This is a genomic window from Chitinophaga sp. HK235, assembly GCF_018255755.1.
GTDB lineage: Bacteria > Bacteroidota > Bacteroidia > Chitinophagales > Chitinophagaceae > Chitinophaga.
On sequence record NZ_CP073766.1, the window covers coordinates 7,119,229 to 7,135,287 of the forward strand.

At 45.8% G+C, this 16,059-nt stretch carries 13 protein-coding genes; 8 read left to right on the plus strand and 5 right to left on the minus strand.

What is annotated here, in order from left to right; translation table 11 throughout:
• Positions 1 to 42 precede the first annotated feature (42 nt).
• Positions 43 to 3,234, plus strand: coding sequence for a TonB-dependent receptor (locus tag KD145_RS27305; RefSeq protein ID WP_212002978.1), 3,192 nt, complete (start codon positions 43 to 45; stop codon positions 3,232 to 3,234).
• An 11-nt stretch (positions 3,235 to 3,245) separates the two neighbouring features.
• Complete coding sequence (locus KD145_RS27310; RefSeq protein WP_212002979.1) at positions 3,246 to 4,631, plus strand: RagB/SusD family nutrient uptake outer membrane protein; 1,386 nt, start codon at positions 3,246 to 3,248, stop codon at positions 4,629 to 4,631.
• Positions 4,632 to 4,687: 56 nt separating this feature from the next.
• On the opposite strand, the gene KD145_RS27315 is transcribed toward KD145_RS27310, so the two are convergent.
• Together KD145_RS27315 and KD145_RS27320 are read right to left on the minus strand one after the other, a co-directional pair.
• Positions 4,688 to 5,599, minus strand: a complete 912-nt coding sequence (locus KD145_RS27315; protein ID WP_212002980.1) for an AraC family transcriptional regulator — start codon at positions 5,597 to 5,599, stop codon at positions 4,688 to 4,690.
• 8 nt (positions 5,600 to 5,607) lie between these two features.
• Positions 5,608 to 6,495, minus strand: coding sequence for an NmrA family NAD(P)-binding protein (locus tag KD145_RS27320; protein WP_212002981.1), 888 nt, complete (start codon positions 6,493 to 6,495; stop codon positions 5,608 to 5,610).
• A 178-nt stretch (positions 6,496 to 6,673) separates the two neighbouring features.
• On the opposite strand from KD145_RS27320, the gene KD145_RS27325 reads away from it, so the two are divergent.
• Entirely contained in the window at positions 6,674 to 7,024 is a 351-nt protein-coding gene (locus tag KD145_RS27325) for a DUF6463 family protein (RefSeq protein ID WP_212002982.1), read from the plus strand.
• 49 nt (positions 7,025 to 7,073) lie between these two features.
• Here the strand turns inward: KD145_RS27325 and KD145_RS27330 are convergent, their stop codons facing one another.
• Positions 7,074 to 8,009: an NAD-dependent dehydratase gene (locus KD145_RS27330; protein WP_212002983.1), complete on the minus strand. Its 936-nt coding sequence runs from the start codon at positions 8,007 to 8,009 to the stop codon at positions 7,074 to 7,076.
• A gap of 88 nt (positions 8,010 to 8,097) precedes the next feature.
• Between KD145_RS27330 and KD145_RS27335 the strand changes: the two genes are divergently transcribed.
• Positions 8,098 to 8,460 carry a helix-turn-helix domain-containing protein gene (locus KD145_RS27335; RefSeq protein WP_212002984.1) on the plus strand — a complete coding sequence of 121 codons (363 nt, stop codon included), beginning with the start codon at positions 8,098 to 8,100 and terminating at the stop codon, positions 8,458 to 8,460.
• 199 nt (positions 8,461 to 8,659) lie between these two features.
• Entirely contained in the window at positions 8,660 to 9,427 is a 768-nt protein-coding gene (locus KD145_RS27340; RefSeq protein WP_212002985.1) for a basic secretory protein-like protein, read from the plus strand.
• A 155-nt stretch (positions 9,428 to 9,582) separates the two neighbouring features.
• Here KD145_RS27340 and KD145_RS27345 read toward each other — a convergent pair whose 3' ends face one another.
• Both KD145_RS27345 and KD145_RS27350 read right to left on the minus strand, forming a co-directional pair.
• The gene (locus KD145_RS27345) at positions 9,583 to 10,452 is read right to left on the minus strand and encodes a helix-turn-helix transcriptional regulator (RefSeq protein WP_212002986.1); all 870 of its coding nucleotides are present in this window, start codon (positions 10,450 to 10,452) and stop codon (positions 9,583 to 9,585) included.
• A 99-nt stretch (positions 10,453 to 10,551) separates the two neighbouring features.
• Positions 10,552 to 10,965 carry a nuclear transport factor 2 family protein gene (locus tag KD145_RS27350; protein ID WP_212002987.1) on the minus strand — a complete coding sequence of 138 codons (414 nt, stop codon included), beginning with the start codon at positions 10,963 to 10,965 and terminating at the stop codon, positions 10,552 to 10,554.
• A 762-nt stretch (positions 10,966 to 11,727) separates the two neighbouring features.
• Here KD145_RS27350 and KD145_RS27355 point away from each other — a divergent pair.
• The 3 genes from KD145_RS27355 to KD145_RS27365 are packed head-to-tail and all read left to right on the plus strand — an operon-like array spanning position 11,728 to position 16,056.
• Positions 11,728 to 13,005, plus strand: a complete 1,278-nt coding sequence (locus KD145_RS27355; protein ID WP_212002988.1) for a lysine N(6)-hydroxylase/L-ornithine N(5)-oxygenase family protein — start codon at positions 11,728 to 11,730, stop codon at positions 13,003 to 13,005.
• A 34-nt stretch (positions 13,006 to 13,039) separates the two neighbouring features.
• Positions 13,040 to 15,007, plus strand: a complete 1,968-nt coding sequence (locus KD145_RS27360) for a class I tRNA ligase family protein (protein ID WP_212002989.1) — start codon at positions 13,040 to 13,042, stop codon at positions 15,005 to 15,007.
• Positions 14,992 to 16,056, plus strand: coding sequence for an FAD-binding oxidoreductase (locus KD145_RS27365; protein WP_212002990.1), 1,065 nt, complete (start codon positions 14,992 to 14,994; stop codon positions 16,054 to 16,056). The genes KD145_RS27360 and KD145_RS27365 overlap by 16 nt, the downstream gene beginning before the upstream one ends.
• The last annotated feature ends 3 nt before the right edge of the window (positions 16,057 to 16,059 follow it).

The window sequence follows — 16,059 nt, forward strand, 5'->3', positions numbered from 1 at the left end:
ACCTGTCAAAAAATGATCAGACTATTAAAAAGGTACATCTGTGTGCTTTTAGTATTAATCTGTGCCTTGCACGCTCATTCACAGGATTCAGGCATCGCTGTAACTATTAAAGGCAGTGTTATGAGTGAAGACGGGCAGCCGCTGCCCGGTGTGTCTGTAATGGTGAAACAGCGCAATGGCAATGCCAGGATAAACACTGTAACAGACGAAAAAGGCTTTTTCAGACTGGAAGCAATGAAACCTGGTTTGTTGTATGATTTTACATTCAGTTTTGTGGGATATGAAAACAACTTATTAAACGGGTTTCAGGTAAAAGACGGTAACGGTAATCTGCTGCTGATCCGGATGAAAGAAGCGAGTAAAGGGTTAAGTGAACTGGTAGTAGTGGGTTATGGTACCCGTACAAAAAAAGAGCTGACAGGCTCCGTGTCTTCCCTGCGTTCATCTGACCTGAAACAACAGGCAGTGACCTCTTTCGACGAGGCGCTGGCAGGTAAGATGGCCGGTATTCAGGTGATGCAAACCAATGGGGCACCGGGTGGTAACGTATCTATCCGTGTACGCGGTATCGGTTCCATCAGTGCCGGCAACAATCCTTTGTTTGTAATAGATGGGGTGCCTATTACCAACGATACCCGTAGTGCTTCTCCCGGTGTTAATAATTATCAGCAGCCTTTCAACCCGCTGGCATCTATCAATGTGAATGATATTGCTTCCATTGATGTGCTGAAAGATGCGGCTTCAGCTGCCATCTACGGTTCCAGAGGTTCTAACGGCGTAGTGCTGATCCGCACCAAAAAAGGAGCAACAGGTAAAATGACTGTCAGCTATGATGGTAGCTATGGCCTGCAAAATGTAAATAAACATGTAGATGTGCTGGATGCCTATGATTATGCAAAGTTGGTATACGAAGGACATAACAATGCCTACCTCGATGCTGTGCCTACCGGTAAACCTACTGATCCCAACAGCATCCGGCCAAAGAACCCATCCACCTGGATTCCGCCGCAAATACTTCCCTACCTGGAAAATAAACCCGGACTTACCAATACCGACTGGCAGAAAGAAATTTTCAGACAGGCACCCATGCAAAGCCACACCATCAGCATGACCGGCGGAAGCCCTAACCTTTCCTATTATTTTTCCGCCAACTACTTTAACCAGGATGGTATCGTGATCAACAACAACTACAAGCGTTATTCCAGCCGATTCCGTGTTGATGGGAACTCAGGGAAATTCCGCTTTGGTGTGAATATGACACCGTCCTATACCGATAACCGGGTGGTGAATGCAGAAGGGCCCTGGTTTGCGCCCAACTCCGGTGTGATCGCCCTTGCACTGGGTTATGCACCTATTTTCCCGGTACGCAACCCCGATGGCTCCTTTGCTGATTCCGTGAACGTATGGGGCTATGGACAAACCAACCAGCTTAACCCTGTCGCAGTAGCCTCCCTGGTAAAAGACCGGATCAAAAATTTCCGTCTAACGGCTAACGCCTATATGGAATATGAATTTATCCGTAACCTGAAATACAGGATCTCTGCAGGTACAGACCTGAACAGCTTCCGCAGGGATTATTACCGGCCCTCCAATTTACCACTGCCTTCCGGTACACTGCCTTCTGTAGCAACAGGCTTCTCCAATACGGATATGTATACCAACTGGTTGACAGAGCATACCCTTACCTACAATACCTCTTTCGGTAAACACAAACTGGATGTCCTCGCGGGATTTACAGTACAGAAGGAAAACCAGGAACACAATACCCTTACCGCCAATAATTTCCCTACCGATATCATCACCACGCTGAACGCAGGCCAGGTAAATGCAGGCAGTTCCAACCTCGAACAATGGAGCCTTAATTCCTGGTTGGGTAGGGCTCAATACAGCTATGCTGATAAATATTTTCTGACAGCCTCCATCAGACGTGACGGGTCATCCCGTTTCGGTATCAACCGCAAATGGGCTTCCTTCCCCGCTATATCAGGCGCCTGGCAGGTTTCCAACGAACCTTTTTTCCGTAAGGTAAAACATATCAGTTCCCTGAAGATCAGGAGCAGCTACGGTCTTACCGGTAACTTCCAGATCCCGAACTACGGATCACTGGCACAGATGAGTAATACAAACAGTAATTACATTCTGGGCAACAGCACCCTGGTAAATGGCGTATCCATCACCAGTCCGGCTAATCCCAATCTCACCTGGGAAAGTATGGCCAGCTTTGACCTGGGGCTGGAACTGGGATTGTTTGATGAGATGCTGAACTTCACCATCGACTATTATAACGCAAACACCACCAAACTGCTGCTCAATCTCCCTGTTCCCGGTGCATCCGGTTTCAGTACCTATTTGCAGAACGTAGGAGCGGTGAACAATAAAGGGATTGAAATATCGCTGTCATACAACAAAAAGATCGGAAAAGACTGGCAGCTGGAAGGTAATGCAAACATTGCCTTTAATACCAATAAAGTAACCAAACTGGGACCTTCGGGTGCACCTATCATTGCTACAGGCGGTACCGGCAATACTTACTTCATCACCAAAATAGGTGAAACCATCGGCTCTTACTATCTCTATGTAACAGATGGTATTTACCGTGATCAGCGGGACCTGGACACCTCCGCCAAAACCAGCAATCCTACACGCGTGGGCGACCTGAAGTTTAAAGATGTGAATGGTGACGGCAAGATAGATGCCAACGACAGGGCTGTTGTGGGGAGCTTCCAGCCAAAGTATATCTTCGGCTTCAGCAATACGGTCCGTTATAAAAACCTGGACCTGAGCATTTCCATCCAGGGCAGTCAGGGTAATAAGATACTCAACCTCTTCAGACGTTACATCGCCAATGTGGAAGGCAACTTCAACAACCTGAGCGAAGTAAAGGACCACTATGTTTCTCCGGAAAATCCGGGTAATGGGCTGGTAAATCGCGCCAACAGGCTGGCTACAGGTGGTAATGGTATCACTTCTTCCTGGCATGTGGAAGATGCATCATATATCAGGGTGAGAAATATTGCACTCGGCTATAACTTCCCGGCAGCACTGCTTGGTCGCACGGGCATATCTTCAGCGAGGATTTATGGTGCTGTTCAGAATCCGTTCACTTTTTCCAAATACTCTTTATTCAACCCTGAGATCAGCAACCGTACAGAGAATGCGCTTACTGCCGGAGAAGACTATGGTTCCTACCCGTTGGCACGTACTTACATGATTGGTCTTAACGTCACCTTTTAATGCAGCAAACCATGAAAAAATATAATTGCTATCTCCTGTTACTGATATTGATTTTTGCTTCCTGTAATAAAGAATTTCTGGACCTTAATCCGGTTTCTACCATAGCGCCCGGTCAATTCTTTAAAACCGCAGACGATGCCATCACGGCTGTAAACGGATGTTATGCGTCTCTTGCACAGAGCAGCCAATACGGCGCTACCTTTCAGGTACTGATGGAAGCGAGAGCAGATAATTTTACAGACCAGGACCCCTCTTCCAACTCAGGACAGAACTATCAGATCAACCGTTATTCAGACAACTCGGGTAACACCAATTTCTACAATGCCTGGGTAGGCGTATATAACGGCATCTTCCGGTGTAATACGCTGCTGGCTGCTTTGGATGGTATTCAAATGGATGAAACGCTGAAGAACCGTATCAGGGGAGAGGCGCGTTTTATCAGAGCATTGGCGTACTTTAATCTGGTAAGGTTGTGGGGAGCCGTGCCATTGCTGACTACAGCCGCAGATCCTGTTAATGCAATAAATCTGAAACGGGATAATGTAGCAGCCATCTACACTCAGGTGGAAGCGGATCTTGTATTTGCAGCGGCCAATTTACCGGCCACCTATGCATCGACTGAAACAGGGCGTGTTACCAGCGGGGCAGCCAAGGGATTGCTGGGAAAAGTATATCTCTATCAGAAAAAATATGCTCCTGCTCAAACAGTATTACAGGATGTTATTAACAGTAATGTATACACGCTGTTGCCTAAAGTAGCAGATGTATTCAGCACCACCAATAAGTATAATGCAGAAATATTGTTTGCGGTACGTTATGCCAAGGGAGTGGCCAATCAGAGCCATGGTTTCTGGTATGCCAATTCACAAACGATCACGGTAGATACCACGCTGCTGAAAGCATATGATGATGCCGACCAGCGCAAAGCGTTATCGGAATCTGTGAAGCCGGCCGGTAATGCCAATATGATGCCGCGCAAGTTTGTGGACGACCCGGTGAACGGCCAGGCGGGTAATGACTTTCCGGTGCTTCGTTTGGCAGATGTGTTGCTCATGCAGGCGGAAGTGCTGAATGAGCTGGGATATAGTGCCACCGGTAATGCCATTACTTATCTTAACATGGTACGTTCCCGTGCGGGGCTGTCTTCACTGACAGCTGCTGATCTGCCGGACCAGGTTAGTTTCCGCAATGAGGTATATAAACAACGTCGTCTGGAGCTGCCATTTGAATGTGACCGTTGGTTTGATCTGATACGCACCGGCCGCGTTGTTTCCGAGATACTGGCCAACAAAAAGGTTAACCTGCCAGCTTTCCGTCTGCTCTATCCTATACCGCAGCAGGAGATGGATATCATGAATAACAAAGCGACCTTCCCGCAGAACCCGGGATATGATTGATGAAACTGTTGAGACTTTACATCAAAGCGGGTGCACTTCATCAGAAGTGCACCCGCTTAATTAAATGCCTGCCGGAACTCCAGCGGAGAAAGGCTGGTTTTAGCTTTGAACAACTTGCTGAATGACTGCGGATGTTCAAAACCCAGTTCATAGGCGATTTCACTGACGGATAGGTCTGTAGTAGACAGTTTTTCCTTCGCTTTTTCTATCAGCGTGTCATGAATATGTTGTTGGGTACTTTTGCCGGTCAATACCTTGAGTAACCCACTTAAATAATTGGGTGATACGTTTAAGGTGTCTGCAATGTGCTGAACAGTAGGCAGGCCTTTTTTCAGCAGCTCGTCGCTGTTGAAATAGCTGGTGAGTAAGGCTTCCAGCCGGTCAAGGATTTTGTGATGAGGGACTTGCCGGGTAAGAAACTGGCGATGATAGAATCTCTCTGAATAGGTAAACAGTAATTCAAGCTGGGCGATTATTACAGACTGGCTGAATTGATCGATATTGGAATGGTATTCCTGTTCTATGTTTTGCAGGATCGTTGTAATGATGGTTTCTTCTTTCTCTGACAGATGAAGGGCTTCATTGGTGGCGTAGCTGAAATATTCGTACTGTTTGATTGTTTTGGCCAGCGGTGTATTCCAGAGAAAATCGGGATGGATGAGTAACAGCCATCCCATATGTTTAACATCGTCATTTGCCTCAATGGAAAATACCTGGTTGGGCGCAACAAAGAAAAGTACTCCTTCATTAAAATCATATTGCTGTTGCCCATATTTCATTCTACCATTAAAATTCCGTTTCAGCGCCACCGCATAAAAATCCTGTGTAATATTTTTGGGATCATCCGGCCAATTTTGAATCGTTTCAAAATTGATCACACTCACCAAAGGATGTTCAGGTTTGGGTAAGTGCCTGAACTGATGGTATTCACTGATGGTTTTAATCCTGTATGGTTGTGTATCTGCCATATGATGATTTAATTGTTGGTGCTGAAGGCAGCCGCAAATTCTGCTGCAAAATCTTCCAGTTTCACTTTACCCATTACAGCAGGTGGGTTCTGGTAATAATCTTCTGCCAGTATCCCGCTGTGAAGGGCTGCATATAATTCTACCAGGAGGGTGGCCACCTGCGGTGGGACGCCATTAGTTTCCAGACCTGTTTGCATCTGCTCATCCGGAATGATATTCCATTGCAGGTGCGGCTGACCGATAGCCTTGCCTAAAACAGCGGCCACTTCATTGCAGCTGCGTTCATCGCTGGCAATATACCGTATTTTAGGGCCATGAGGCCTGATAATTTCTTCGGCCACTGCTTCGGCAATGTCTGCCGGAGAAACCCATAAAACCTTGTCTGTACCGCCGTAGTTGGCAGCCATAAAGCCTGCCTGTTTTATCATGCCTGTAAATGCATACAAATTATAGTAGAAAGAGGTGGGACGCATATGTGTGACAGCCACGCCTGGCAGCTCGTTCAGCATTTGTTCTACATAGTGGGAGCCCACGATGATGCCGGTGCCCTTGTTGAGATGAGCACCAAAGCTGCTGAGGAAAACGACCCGTTTTACGCCAGCCTCTCCGATGGCTTGTGCATAGTTTTTTCCGATTTTGCGGTAGTAGGAGATGAGGTCATTTTCTGCAAAGTTGGACGGGGTCATACAATACACAGCATCCGCACCGGTAAAGGTGTTGACAAGAAAATTCACATCTTCCAGCTGTCCAATGGCGGCGGTAGCTCCCAGGGATGTTATCTCCTTTTGTTTTTCTCCATTACTGCTGATAACGGTTACATCATGTCCTTTTTCTATCAGTTGTTTTGTCAGGGGCTTACTGATATTTCCCAGCGAGCCTGTTACGATGATTTTCATGTTTGGATCTTTTTATTGCTGCAAAGTTCCGTTGCAATAAAGAGATGGATGAAGCCAAATCTATGTTTGTTGTAGCCGGATCTGAGCTGTGAATCGTACGACTATAAAAATGATAAATATCATTTGCCCGTTATGTATAAGTGCTAATTTCGCTGAGTCATTATAAAACACCTCAGTTATGAAAAAGCCCTGGATTGGAAAAGTATTAACAGGTATAGGCATTATCCACTCTATATTTGGACTGATAGCATTCCGCAATATTTTAGGACAATTGTTCCGTGAAGGACTATTCAACACCGTCACCACACAATTCGACAGAAACGCCGCCTTCTGGTTTTTATTTGCCGGATTTATTTTGATTTTACTGGGGATTTTTATGGATGATGCGGAAAAGAAACAACACCCTATACCCCGTGCGTTGGGTTGGGGACTTTTGATGATCACCTTGCCCAGCGTGGTGATTCTGCCTGCTTCCGGGTTGTGGTTGTTGTTTATTCCTGCTATTGGGATTATTAAGAAGAAACAGTGAAAGCGGGTGTTTTTTGGAAGGCACCCGCTTTACAGATATGCTGGAAATTTTATACAGCCTTTACAGCAAGACTTTCAACCGTGAATAGAACTGCTTCGCGATTGCTGATGGGCGTGTAGTCGAACCTGTTATTAAATTTACTACTGTCGAAGTAATAATCCCGGTCGTACTGATAAAGCATTTCATGTGTTTCCCTGATAATGGTATCTGACAGCCCTATTGCCGCAATAGCTTCATGGGACAGGATTTCTATTTGATTGGGTTTATTTAATACGGTGGCAAATAGTTCCACCCATTGTCTGCCGGTTAGTCCTTCTGTAGCGACTGGTAAATTCCATATCTGATTGAAGGTATTGTCGTGATTGCCCAACATGGCTGTGCCAATGGCCAGCTCCCTTGTAAACCCGGTGGAATGAATAACGTCTGCATTGCACAACCATTTTGCAGGGTTGTTATGTATCAGACTATCATAGATCAGTCCCATCATCAGACTCTTATGTTTGACAGGTCCGAAAAAATCCGGAGATCTTGCAATAATAGCGTCTATATTGCCTTTTTCAACATTTTCGATGATCAGCTGGTCTACCTTTGCCCGTACAGCTCCTTTTCTGCTGACAGGGCTCAGCGGTGAGGTTTCGGTGATATGATTAACATGGTTACCTCCAATAGCGTACACATTATCGAAGAAAACGAGCCTGGTTTTATGACGGGCACATGCTGCTATTACCTGTTGCATGAAGGGGAGCCATTTAGCCTCCCATACTGTAATGTCGTAATCGAAGCCTATGGTGAGGTAACAGATTTCACTGCCTTCAATGGCTTTGTAGAGCTGATCTGTTTCATTCAGATCGGCTGGGAACAGTATATCGGTGTCATTGATTTTCTGCGGGGTCCAGCTTACCAGCCGGATATTGTTGGTATATACATTCAGTGCTTTGGCCAGTTCCACGCCTATTGCCCCGCCGGAGCCTAAAATTGTTTGCATGTTATGTTGTAATTTTATTGCAAAAGTCAGTCAGCTCATGGTTCCGGACAATAACGAACAAAATTGTGAGCTATAAAACGGGAATGTCATGCGTAAGGAAAATTCCAGCAATGCTATCAACAAGCAGTTTTTATCTGAATCCTGTATATTAAATGCAGCCGTGGATGCGTTCAGCGGGCGCTGGGTCCCTCAGATCATCTATTCCATTTCAGAGGGGTTGAATCGTTTCCATTTATTAAAAAATGAATTACCCAATATTTCGGAGCAGGTATTAGGCAGAAAACTAAAGGAGTTGGAGAAGGAGGGGATTATTATTAAAGAAGTTATTCCGGATACTGTTCCGGCAGGGGTTTGTTATATTCTTACGGAGAAGGGAAAAGATTTACTGCCGGTTTTTGTCAGTATATGTGAATGGGGTAAAAAATATGTGATGGGTAAGGAGATGGATTGATTATCAGGGCATATTGCAAAATCGATATAGTCGGGCATTGTAGCCGATGACATAAAACGGGTATTTTGTTTGTTCTTCTTACATATCTTCTCAAAAAAATATCAATTTTTAAATAAATGTTGTGGGAAAATAGAAGTGATTTATTTATCTTACATAAGATCGACTGATTTATCAGCCCCCTATAGAACCCAACATCCACATGAAATATCCATTGAAGGATTGCATCATCCCCATTGTTGCATGTACACTGCTATTCTGTTCCTGCAGTAAATCCGCTCTCGTATCTCCTGATCCGCAAAACAATCCGGTTAATCCATCCGGAGGAAAACAAACCGGTATAAGCGCTGCTGCCACTACACCTGTAGGTACTGTTATCTATACCAGCAACGGCTATACGCTTACTTTCACCAACAACGATGCTACCTTTGACGATGCCGTACGTCAAAGATTGGTAAACACCTTCTTTACTGTTTATCCAAAAATGCTAAATCGATTTTATCCTGGTGCGACCAAAAAGGTAACTTTCCTCATCGATCCTAATTACAACGGGGTAGCCTACACTTCCGGTAATCAGAGTGTTTACAGCCCGGCCTGGTTCCGCAGCCATCCGGAAGATATAGATGTGGTAACCCATGAAGTAATGCATATCGTTCAGGCATATACGGGCGGTACGCCAGGGTGGCTGACAGAAGGCATTGCCGATTATGCCCGTTATAAATATGGTGTCAACAACGGCCCTGCAGGATGGTCGCTGCCCAACTGGTCGTCTTCACAAAAATATACAGATGCCTATCGCGTTACTGCCCGCTTCCTGGTATGGCTTGAAGGGCATGTACGCAGTACTATTGCAGATGACCTCAACACCGCATTGCGGAACAAAACCTATACTGCCAATACCTGGAACCAGCTTACAGGAAAATCTGTAGACCAGCTATGGGCAGACTATTCCAATAACCCGGCATTATAATATTTCAACTTATAATAGTGTTGCTTTAATTATTCTCTAACCAGGGGAATGATGAAATAGTCGATCAACTTTTCCGGCAATACTATTTCCTACCGGTTACCGGCAACCTGCATGGGTTGCCAGGTGGCCGGTATTCCCGTTTCTGTAAGACAAGTCTACATGTTCTTCCTGAAGCCTTCGGGGGAGAGGCCGGTCTGATTCTTAAAAAACTTACAGAAATAGGAATTGTCTTTAAAATTAAGGCTGTAGGCAATCTCCGTTACGGTCATATCCAGATGGATCAACATGCGCTTTGCTTCCAGCACAATCCTGTTCCTGATCATATCTCCGGCAGATATTCCTAACAGCTCTTTACAAATATTATTAAGATGGCCAGGCGTGATGCATAATATTTCAGCATAATATTTGGGCAGGCGCTGGTGGAGGTATTCTTTTTCTATCAGCTTTTCGAAATTACGCAGTACGGTATAGTTATGATGGGTGGCCGCTTTCACCGGGTCATCCTGATGACCGGCCTTTGCCATCAGCAGAAAAAACGTTAGTAACAGCACCCGCAACGTATCTGTGCGATATTTACCTGCGTCCTCTGCCTCGTTAACTGCCTTTTCCAGTATATCGATGGCCTGCTGGCGGTAGTGGTCGGGGATATCCATTGCTGAAAGAGCCGCATTACCGCTGAAAAACGGGAACTGTTCCAGATACTGGCTGTCTAATAAAAAGGACTTAAAAAAAGAGGCAGAAAAATTAATCACATAACCATCTGTTTCTCCTTCAAAATCCCAGCCATGGACCTGGCTGGGGGCCATGAAGTAGACATGATAAGGACGTATGGTAAATTGCTCAAAATCGATCGAATGGGTACCACCACCACTGGTGAAAAAAACAATATGGTAGAAATCATGCCGGTGCGGGAAATGCAGCTTCCGCATGGAATGGAGGTAGGGTGCAAATCGTTTTACAATGACATCTTCTTCCTGAGAATAGGAAAATTTGCATATATCATAAACCGGAAACTCCTTTTTCATTATATATGGATGCCCGGATTGGCGGGGATCCTGCGGTAAAGATACATTATATTGTAATGGGCCGGTTGTAGCCCGGCCCATCATCATATAAGCTCCCTCTTACAATATCCTGCGCTCTGATTCCTGTATGGGCACATCGTTGATACTGGCATATCGCTTTTGCATATAGCCGTTTTCATCGAATTCCCAGTTTTCATTGCCATAAGCCCGGAACCATTGTCCATGATCGTCATGGTACTCATATTCGAAACGAACGGCGATACGGTTGTCTGTAAAAGCCCACAGCTCCTTTTTCAGTTTATAGGCATGTTCCTTTTCCCATTTGGCGGTCAGGAATTTTACGATCTCTTCGCGGCCATTAATAAAGGAGGAGCGGTTGCGCCATTCGCTGTCTATGGTGTAGGCCAATGATACTTTCACCGGGTCCTGGGTGTTCCAGGCGTCTTCTGCCATCTGTACCTTTTGTTGGGCCGTTGCTGCATTGAACGGGGGTAATGGGTGTCTTTGTTCCATGATATCAATAGTTTATACTGATTTACTGACCCAAAGGTAGCAGCGGATACCAGTTGTGCTACGGTGGTTTTTATGGATGGTACGGTATAAATTGAAAACGATACTCAGCAGGAAGATATAACCTGCTTCTTTCCTGTTATAATTCAGGTTGCAGTCATTAGTCGTAGCTTTCCTAATTATTAACTAATGTCCGGATTCCATTATTGCTGCTACCTGAAAAAGTTGACATCGGAAAACCAATAAACTGTACTATAAATTTTACCGGATTTTTCCCATAAAAGTTATGTAGATGATATAATCACGATTCATATTTCTGTTATACTTATAATCTGTTAATCTTTAATAGATTAATAGGTTGTATGCTGGTTATATGATGGCGCAGATACTGCTTTTTATTTCTTGTAACCCGCTTCTGAAGCGCCCTTTGCTGCAGTGATATTGCATGGGAACAGGGGCTGGTGGCTCACCGCAGATATGCTGCAGACAGTCACAATAACTTTATCCCACATCTGATAAACAGGTGATTGATTAATATGTGTATAACAGGTTAGTTTTGCCAATAATAAAGAGGATGGCTGCTGGGGTAACATGTTAGGAGATGCCTGGCAGTGTCTTATTCCCAAAATCAGTATTAAATTTATTGGAGAGAAATATGCTAGAATCAGGTAATTGACCCCGTTAACATAGAACCTACAATTTTTTATTGCAGATCCGTCAGACATTTTGTTCCCTGAAGATGTTGACCTGTTAAATTAATTTCCTATGCTTGTGTATGACGTATTAGGCGTGGGTATTGGCCCATCAAATCTTAGTTTGTCCGCTTTATTGCATCCGCAGAATGAGATCAGCTCTTTATTCCTTGATAAAAAGTTTTCTTTCGCGTGGCACAATGGAATGCTGATGCCTGAAGCAGGACTACAGGTTTCTTTCCTGAAAGACCTGGTCACCCTGGTAGACCCCACCAACCCTTTTTCTTTTCTGAATTTTCTGAAAGAAGAAGGACGCCTGTACAGGCATTCCATGACAAGATTTCCTTCTATTAAAAGGAAGGAGTTTAACCAGTACTACAACTGGGCCATCAGCAAGATGTCTAACCTGCGCTTCGGATGTGATGTGGTAGATGTAGAATTTTTACAGGACAAATTTTTGCTGAATTCCACCAGTGGTATGTTTGCTGCCAAACATCTGGTGGTAGGTGTAGGGTTGGTTCCCTATATCCCTGATTTTATGAAAACACATCTCAGCAATGAAGTGTTCCATTCTTCTGAATATCTGCAGCGTAAGGGCATTGTGGCCAATAAGCGTGTAGCCGTTATCGGTGGTGGTCAAAGCGGCGCTGAGATCGTGAACAACCTGCTGAATGAAAACGGTGAAGAGGGACCCTTATCTATTAACTGGATCACGCGCAGATATAATTATCTGCCCATTGATGACACTTCCTTCACCAATGAACTGTATACGCCCGCGTACAGCGAGTTCTTTTTTAAGCTGCCGCTGAATATAAAGGATAAGTTACTGGACTATCAGAAACTCACTTCAGACGGCATCAGTCAGGATACCCTGCAGAATATTTATAACAAGCTGTATGAAATGGAGGTGATAGAAAACAGGCCGCGCATGTGTCATCTGAGTCCGGGAATGGAAGTGAAAGAGGTGGCGGTGAACGGCTCTTCCCGGCGGATAACCTGTGTGTCCATGCAAAAGGATGTCACCGCGCTGGATGCTGACATTATTATTCTGGCTACAGGTTATCAACATAAAATACCGGCGTTCATGAAAAACATACAGGGTGAATTCAGGGATGGTGATCAGATAGTGTCCATGAACGAAGATTTCTCTATCCGCTGGGATGGACCGGCGGGACATAAAATATTTATTCAGAACGGCAACAAAAGGATATGGGGTGTGCCCAATCCCAATCTGAGTCTGAATGCCTGGAGGTCAGCCAAGATTGTTAACTCACTGCTCAATACAGAGCGGTATTTACTGAAGAAAGAAAGCTCCGTGTTTGCATGGCCGGCCAGCAATGAATACTGCTGAATACCCTATTGAATTAGATAAAATATTTTGTTTCATGCGCATATTTGAACCTCAACAGGTAAGGAAAAAATATTTACTGATCCCTGCAATGCCTACACCCAATGGCAGATTACACCTCGGACATATGGGTGGTCCGTTCCTTAAAATGGACATACTGGCAAGGCTGTACCGCAGAAATGGCCACCAGGCGGAAGTGATGTCTGCATCGGATGTGTATGAATCGTATACCCTGATGAAATCCTTCCGGACTCACCTGCCGGTACAAACGGTGTGCAACGATTTTCATGAGCTGATCGTGAAAGATCTCTCCGCTATGCTGGTGGAGTGCAGTCACTATTTTAATCCGTTGGAAGAAGCTTTTCGTACTACCGTAGACGATACCTACCGGGATACACTCGAGAAACTTACTGCGGCAGGTGCTGTGGTGAAGAGAACCGAAAAAGTATTATACAGCCCTTCCGCTGATAAATATATCGTTGGCACCTGGCTGAAAGGCAAATGCCCACATTGCCATAGCGATGCAGGCAGTTATCTGTGCGAAGCCTGCGGTATGCAGTTTAATCCGGAAGATGTGCTGGAACCTGCTGCTGTTACCGGAGAAACGGACCTGGAAGAAGTAACTGTAGAATCATTTTTTCTGAAGATAACACAGCCGGAAGCACTGATCGCGTATATACATAAGATGGGCGTACCGGATATTAATCTGGAGATTGTGCAGCGTTACCTGACACATTATAACAACGAAGTGCGGCTGACGAATCCTGGTAAGTGGGGCGTGAAATGGCAGAATGATGTGTGGCGTGGAGAAAACTACAATGTCGTTTTCCCTTACAGCGGTTTGCTTTCCCTGTCAAGGGTTTGCGGCGGGCTGTATCCTGCGGGGCAGCATCCGTTCAGCAAAGATTCGGAGGTGATCACCATCGCCAGCTTTGGCATTGACAGCACTGTTCCTTGGTTTGTTGGTGTGCTGGGCAGTTGCCTGGCTACGGATGAACTGAAGCCTTTTGATTATTTCCTGACCAATCATTTTTACAGACTGGAAGGCTCGAAATTCTCCACCAGCAGGTCTCATGCCATATGGGCCGCAGATATTGTCAATAAAACCAAAGCATCTGTAGATGCTGTCAGATACTATCTCACGAAGAACAATCCGGAGTTTGAAGAGAAAGATTTTTTTGTGCAGGATTTTATATCACTCAACAACCATTTCCTGGTTGAACGACTGAACAACCAGATAGAAAAATGCTGGCATTATCTCGAACCAGCGGAAGTGCAGCCTATATCGGATAGTTTGTTGCGTGCGCTGGAAGCAGCGCTGGAAACACAATCCGCTTATCTGGAACCTCCCCGTCAGCAACTGGCTGAAAGCCTCACCGTATTTGATGGCTGGGTGAAGCGTTTGACAGATAAGAACATATGGAAGCTGCAGCCTTACTGGGCGTTGAAAAGTATTGCGCTACTGGCTTATCCGGTGATGCCGCAGATGAGCCAGGCTTTATGGACAGCTTTGTCTGCCGCCGGAGCGCCTTCGCTGGAGAGCTTCCTGGCGATAGAGCCCGTAGTGAAGAAGGATCCCTTGCCCCGCTTCTTTGAAGTGCTGACGTATGAGGATCTGTTGCCTTGTCTGCCTGCCACCTTAACGCAGGCTACAACCCAGCCTCCGACATCGTCCAGGATCCTGCTCGACTTTATGGAACCCGAGGTGGAAGCAGGCATCATGGAAGTAAGGGAAGTGAATCTGATAAATAATGAAGAACGTATTGCGCCGTTTAAAGCGTCGCGTTTCGAAGTATATCCTGGCCAGCAATCACCGCTGGACAAACACGAAGTGAGAGAGTGCTGGTTTATTTCACAAGGGAAAGGAGAGGTGGTTTACAATGGCAGTGAAGTAGTGCCGGTATCCTCAGGAGATGTGCTCTACTTCGAGTCCAACCAGTCGCATCAGGTAACCAATACCGGCGAGGACCAACTGATAATATTTTCTGTATGGTGGAAGAAATAGATGATAGCATCCTGTACGACCTGGTGATAGTGGGCGGCGGATATGCAGGTGCCTGGCTGAGTTATTTCGCTGCCAGGGAATGCCCGGACTGGAGCGTGTTGCTGCTGGACCGGAAGACTTTTGGCAGTGGTGCTTCGTATTATTCCGCAGACCTGGATTTTCCGAATAATGCAACGCCAACGCATAAACGTCTTTCCAGGGAAAGCAGGGCATTGATAGCTGCGGCGCAGGCTGAGATATCGGACTTGCCTATAGCAGAGTTGTCGGCTTTTGCGATAGGAGATACAGACGCAGAACTGGCGCAGCTGGCAGAAAGTGAAGGTGGCATCCCTGCAGAAGAGGCCATGTACGTTTCCGGCTTCCGGTTCAGAAAGGCTTATCAATGGCAGCGTAAAGGCATCCGTGCTCAGCGGGCAATCAATAAAACCACCATCGGGAAACTGATGGGGCAGGCCATGCGGAATACTGGTGTTTTTCTGCATCACCAAACGGAGGTGACCAATATCATCGCAGGTCCGGCAGGTAACGAGGTGTTTTACAATAGCAGCAGCGTACAGGTAAGGCATGTGATCACGGCTGTGGGGCCCTGGATATTGCAGGCACCCTGGATCAATGAAAGTGTACATGCAGCGGTACGGATAAAGAAGGTGGTGGCCTTTGAACTGCTGCTGCCGCCGGCTCCGGATGATACGCTGATCTATATGGTGAATGAAGGTGCTTTCCTGTTACCACAACCGGAAGCAGGGCAGTGGCTCTTCAGCATCACCAGTACAGAATGGGATTGCAGGCCGGTAGCCGGAGAGCTGAAAATCGGTGCAGCGGATAAAGCCACAGCAGAACGCATACTCGGCAAATATGTTCCGGAGTTGCTGCCTTTCCTGTCAGATGGGCGCGTATTCTGTGATGCCTATCCGGCCTGTGGGCACCCGGGCATATTTAAACTGAATGAAGAAGGGACACACCTTTTCGTCGGAGGGGGCTGCGGATCCGGATTCCGGTTGTCGCCCGCCATTGCATATGAAGCCATACAAACCATAAAAAACAGATAATAA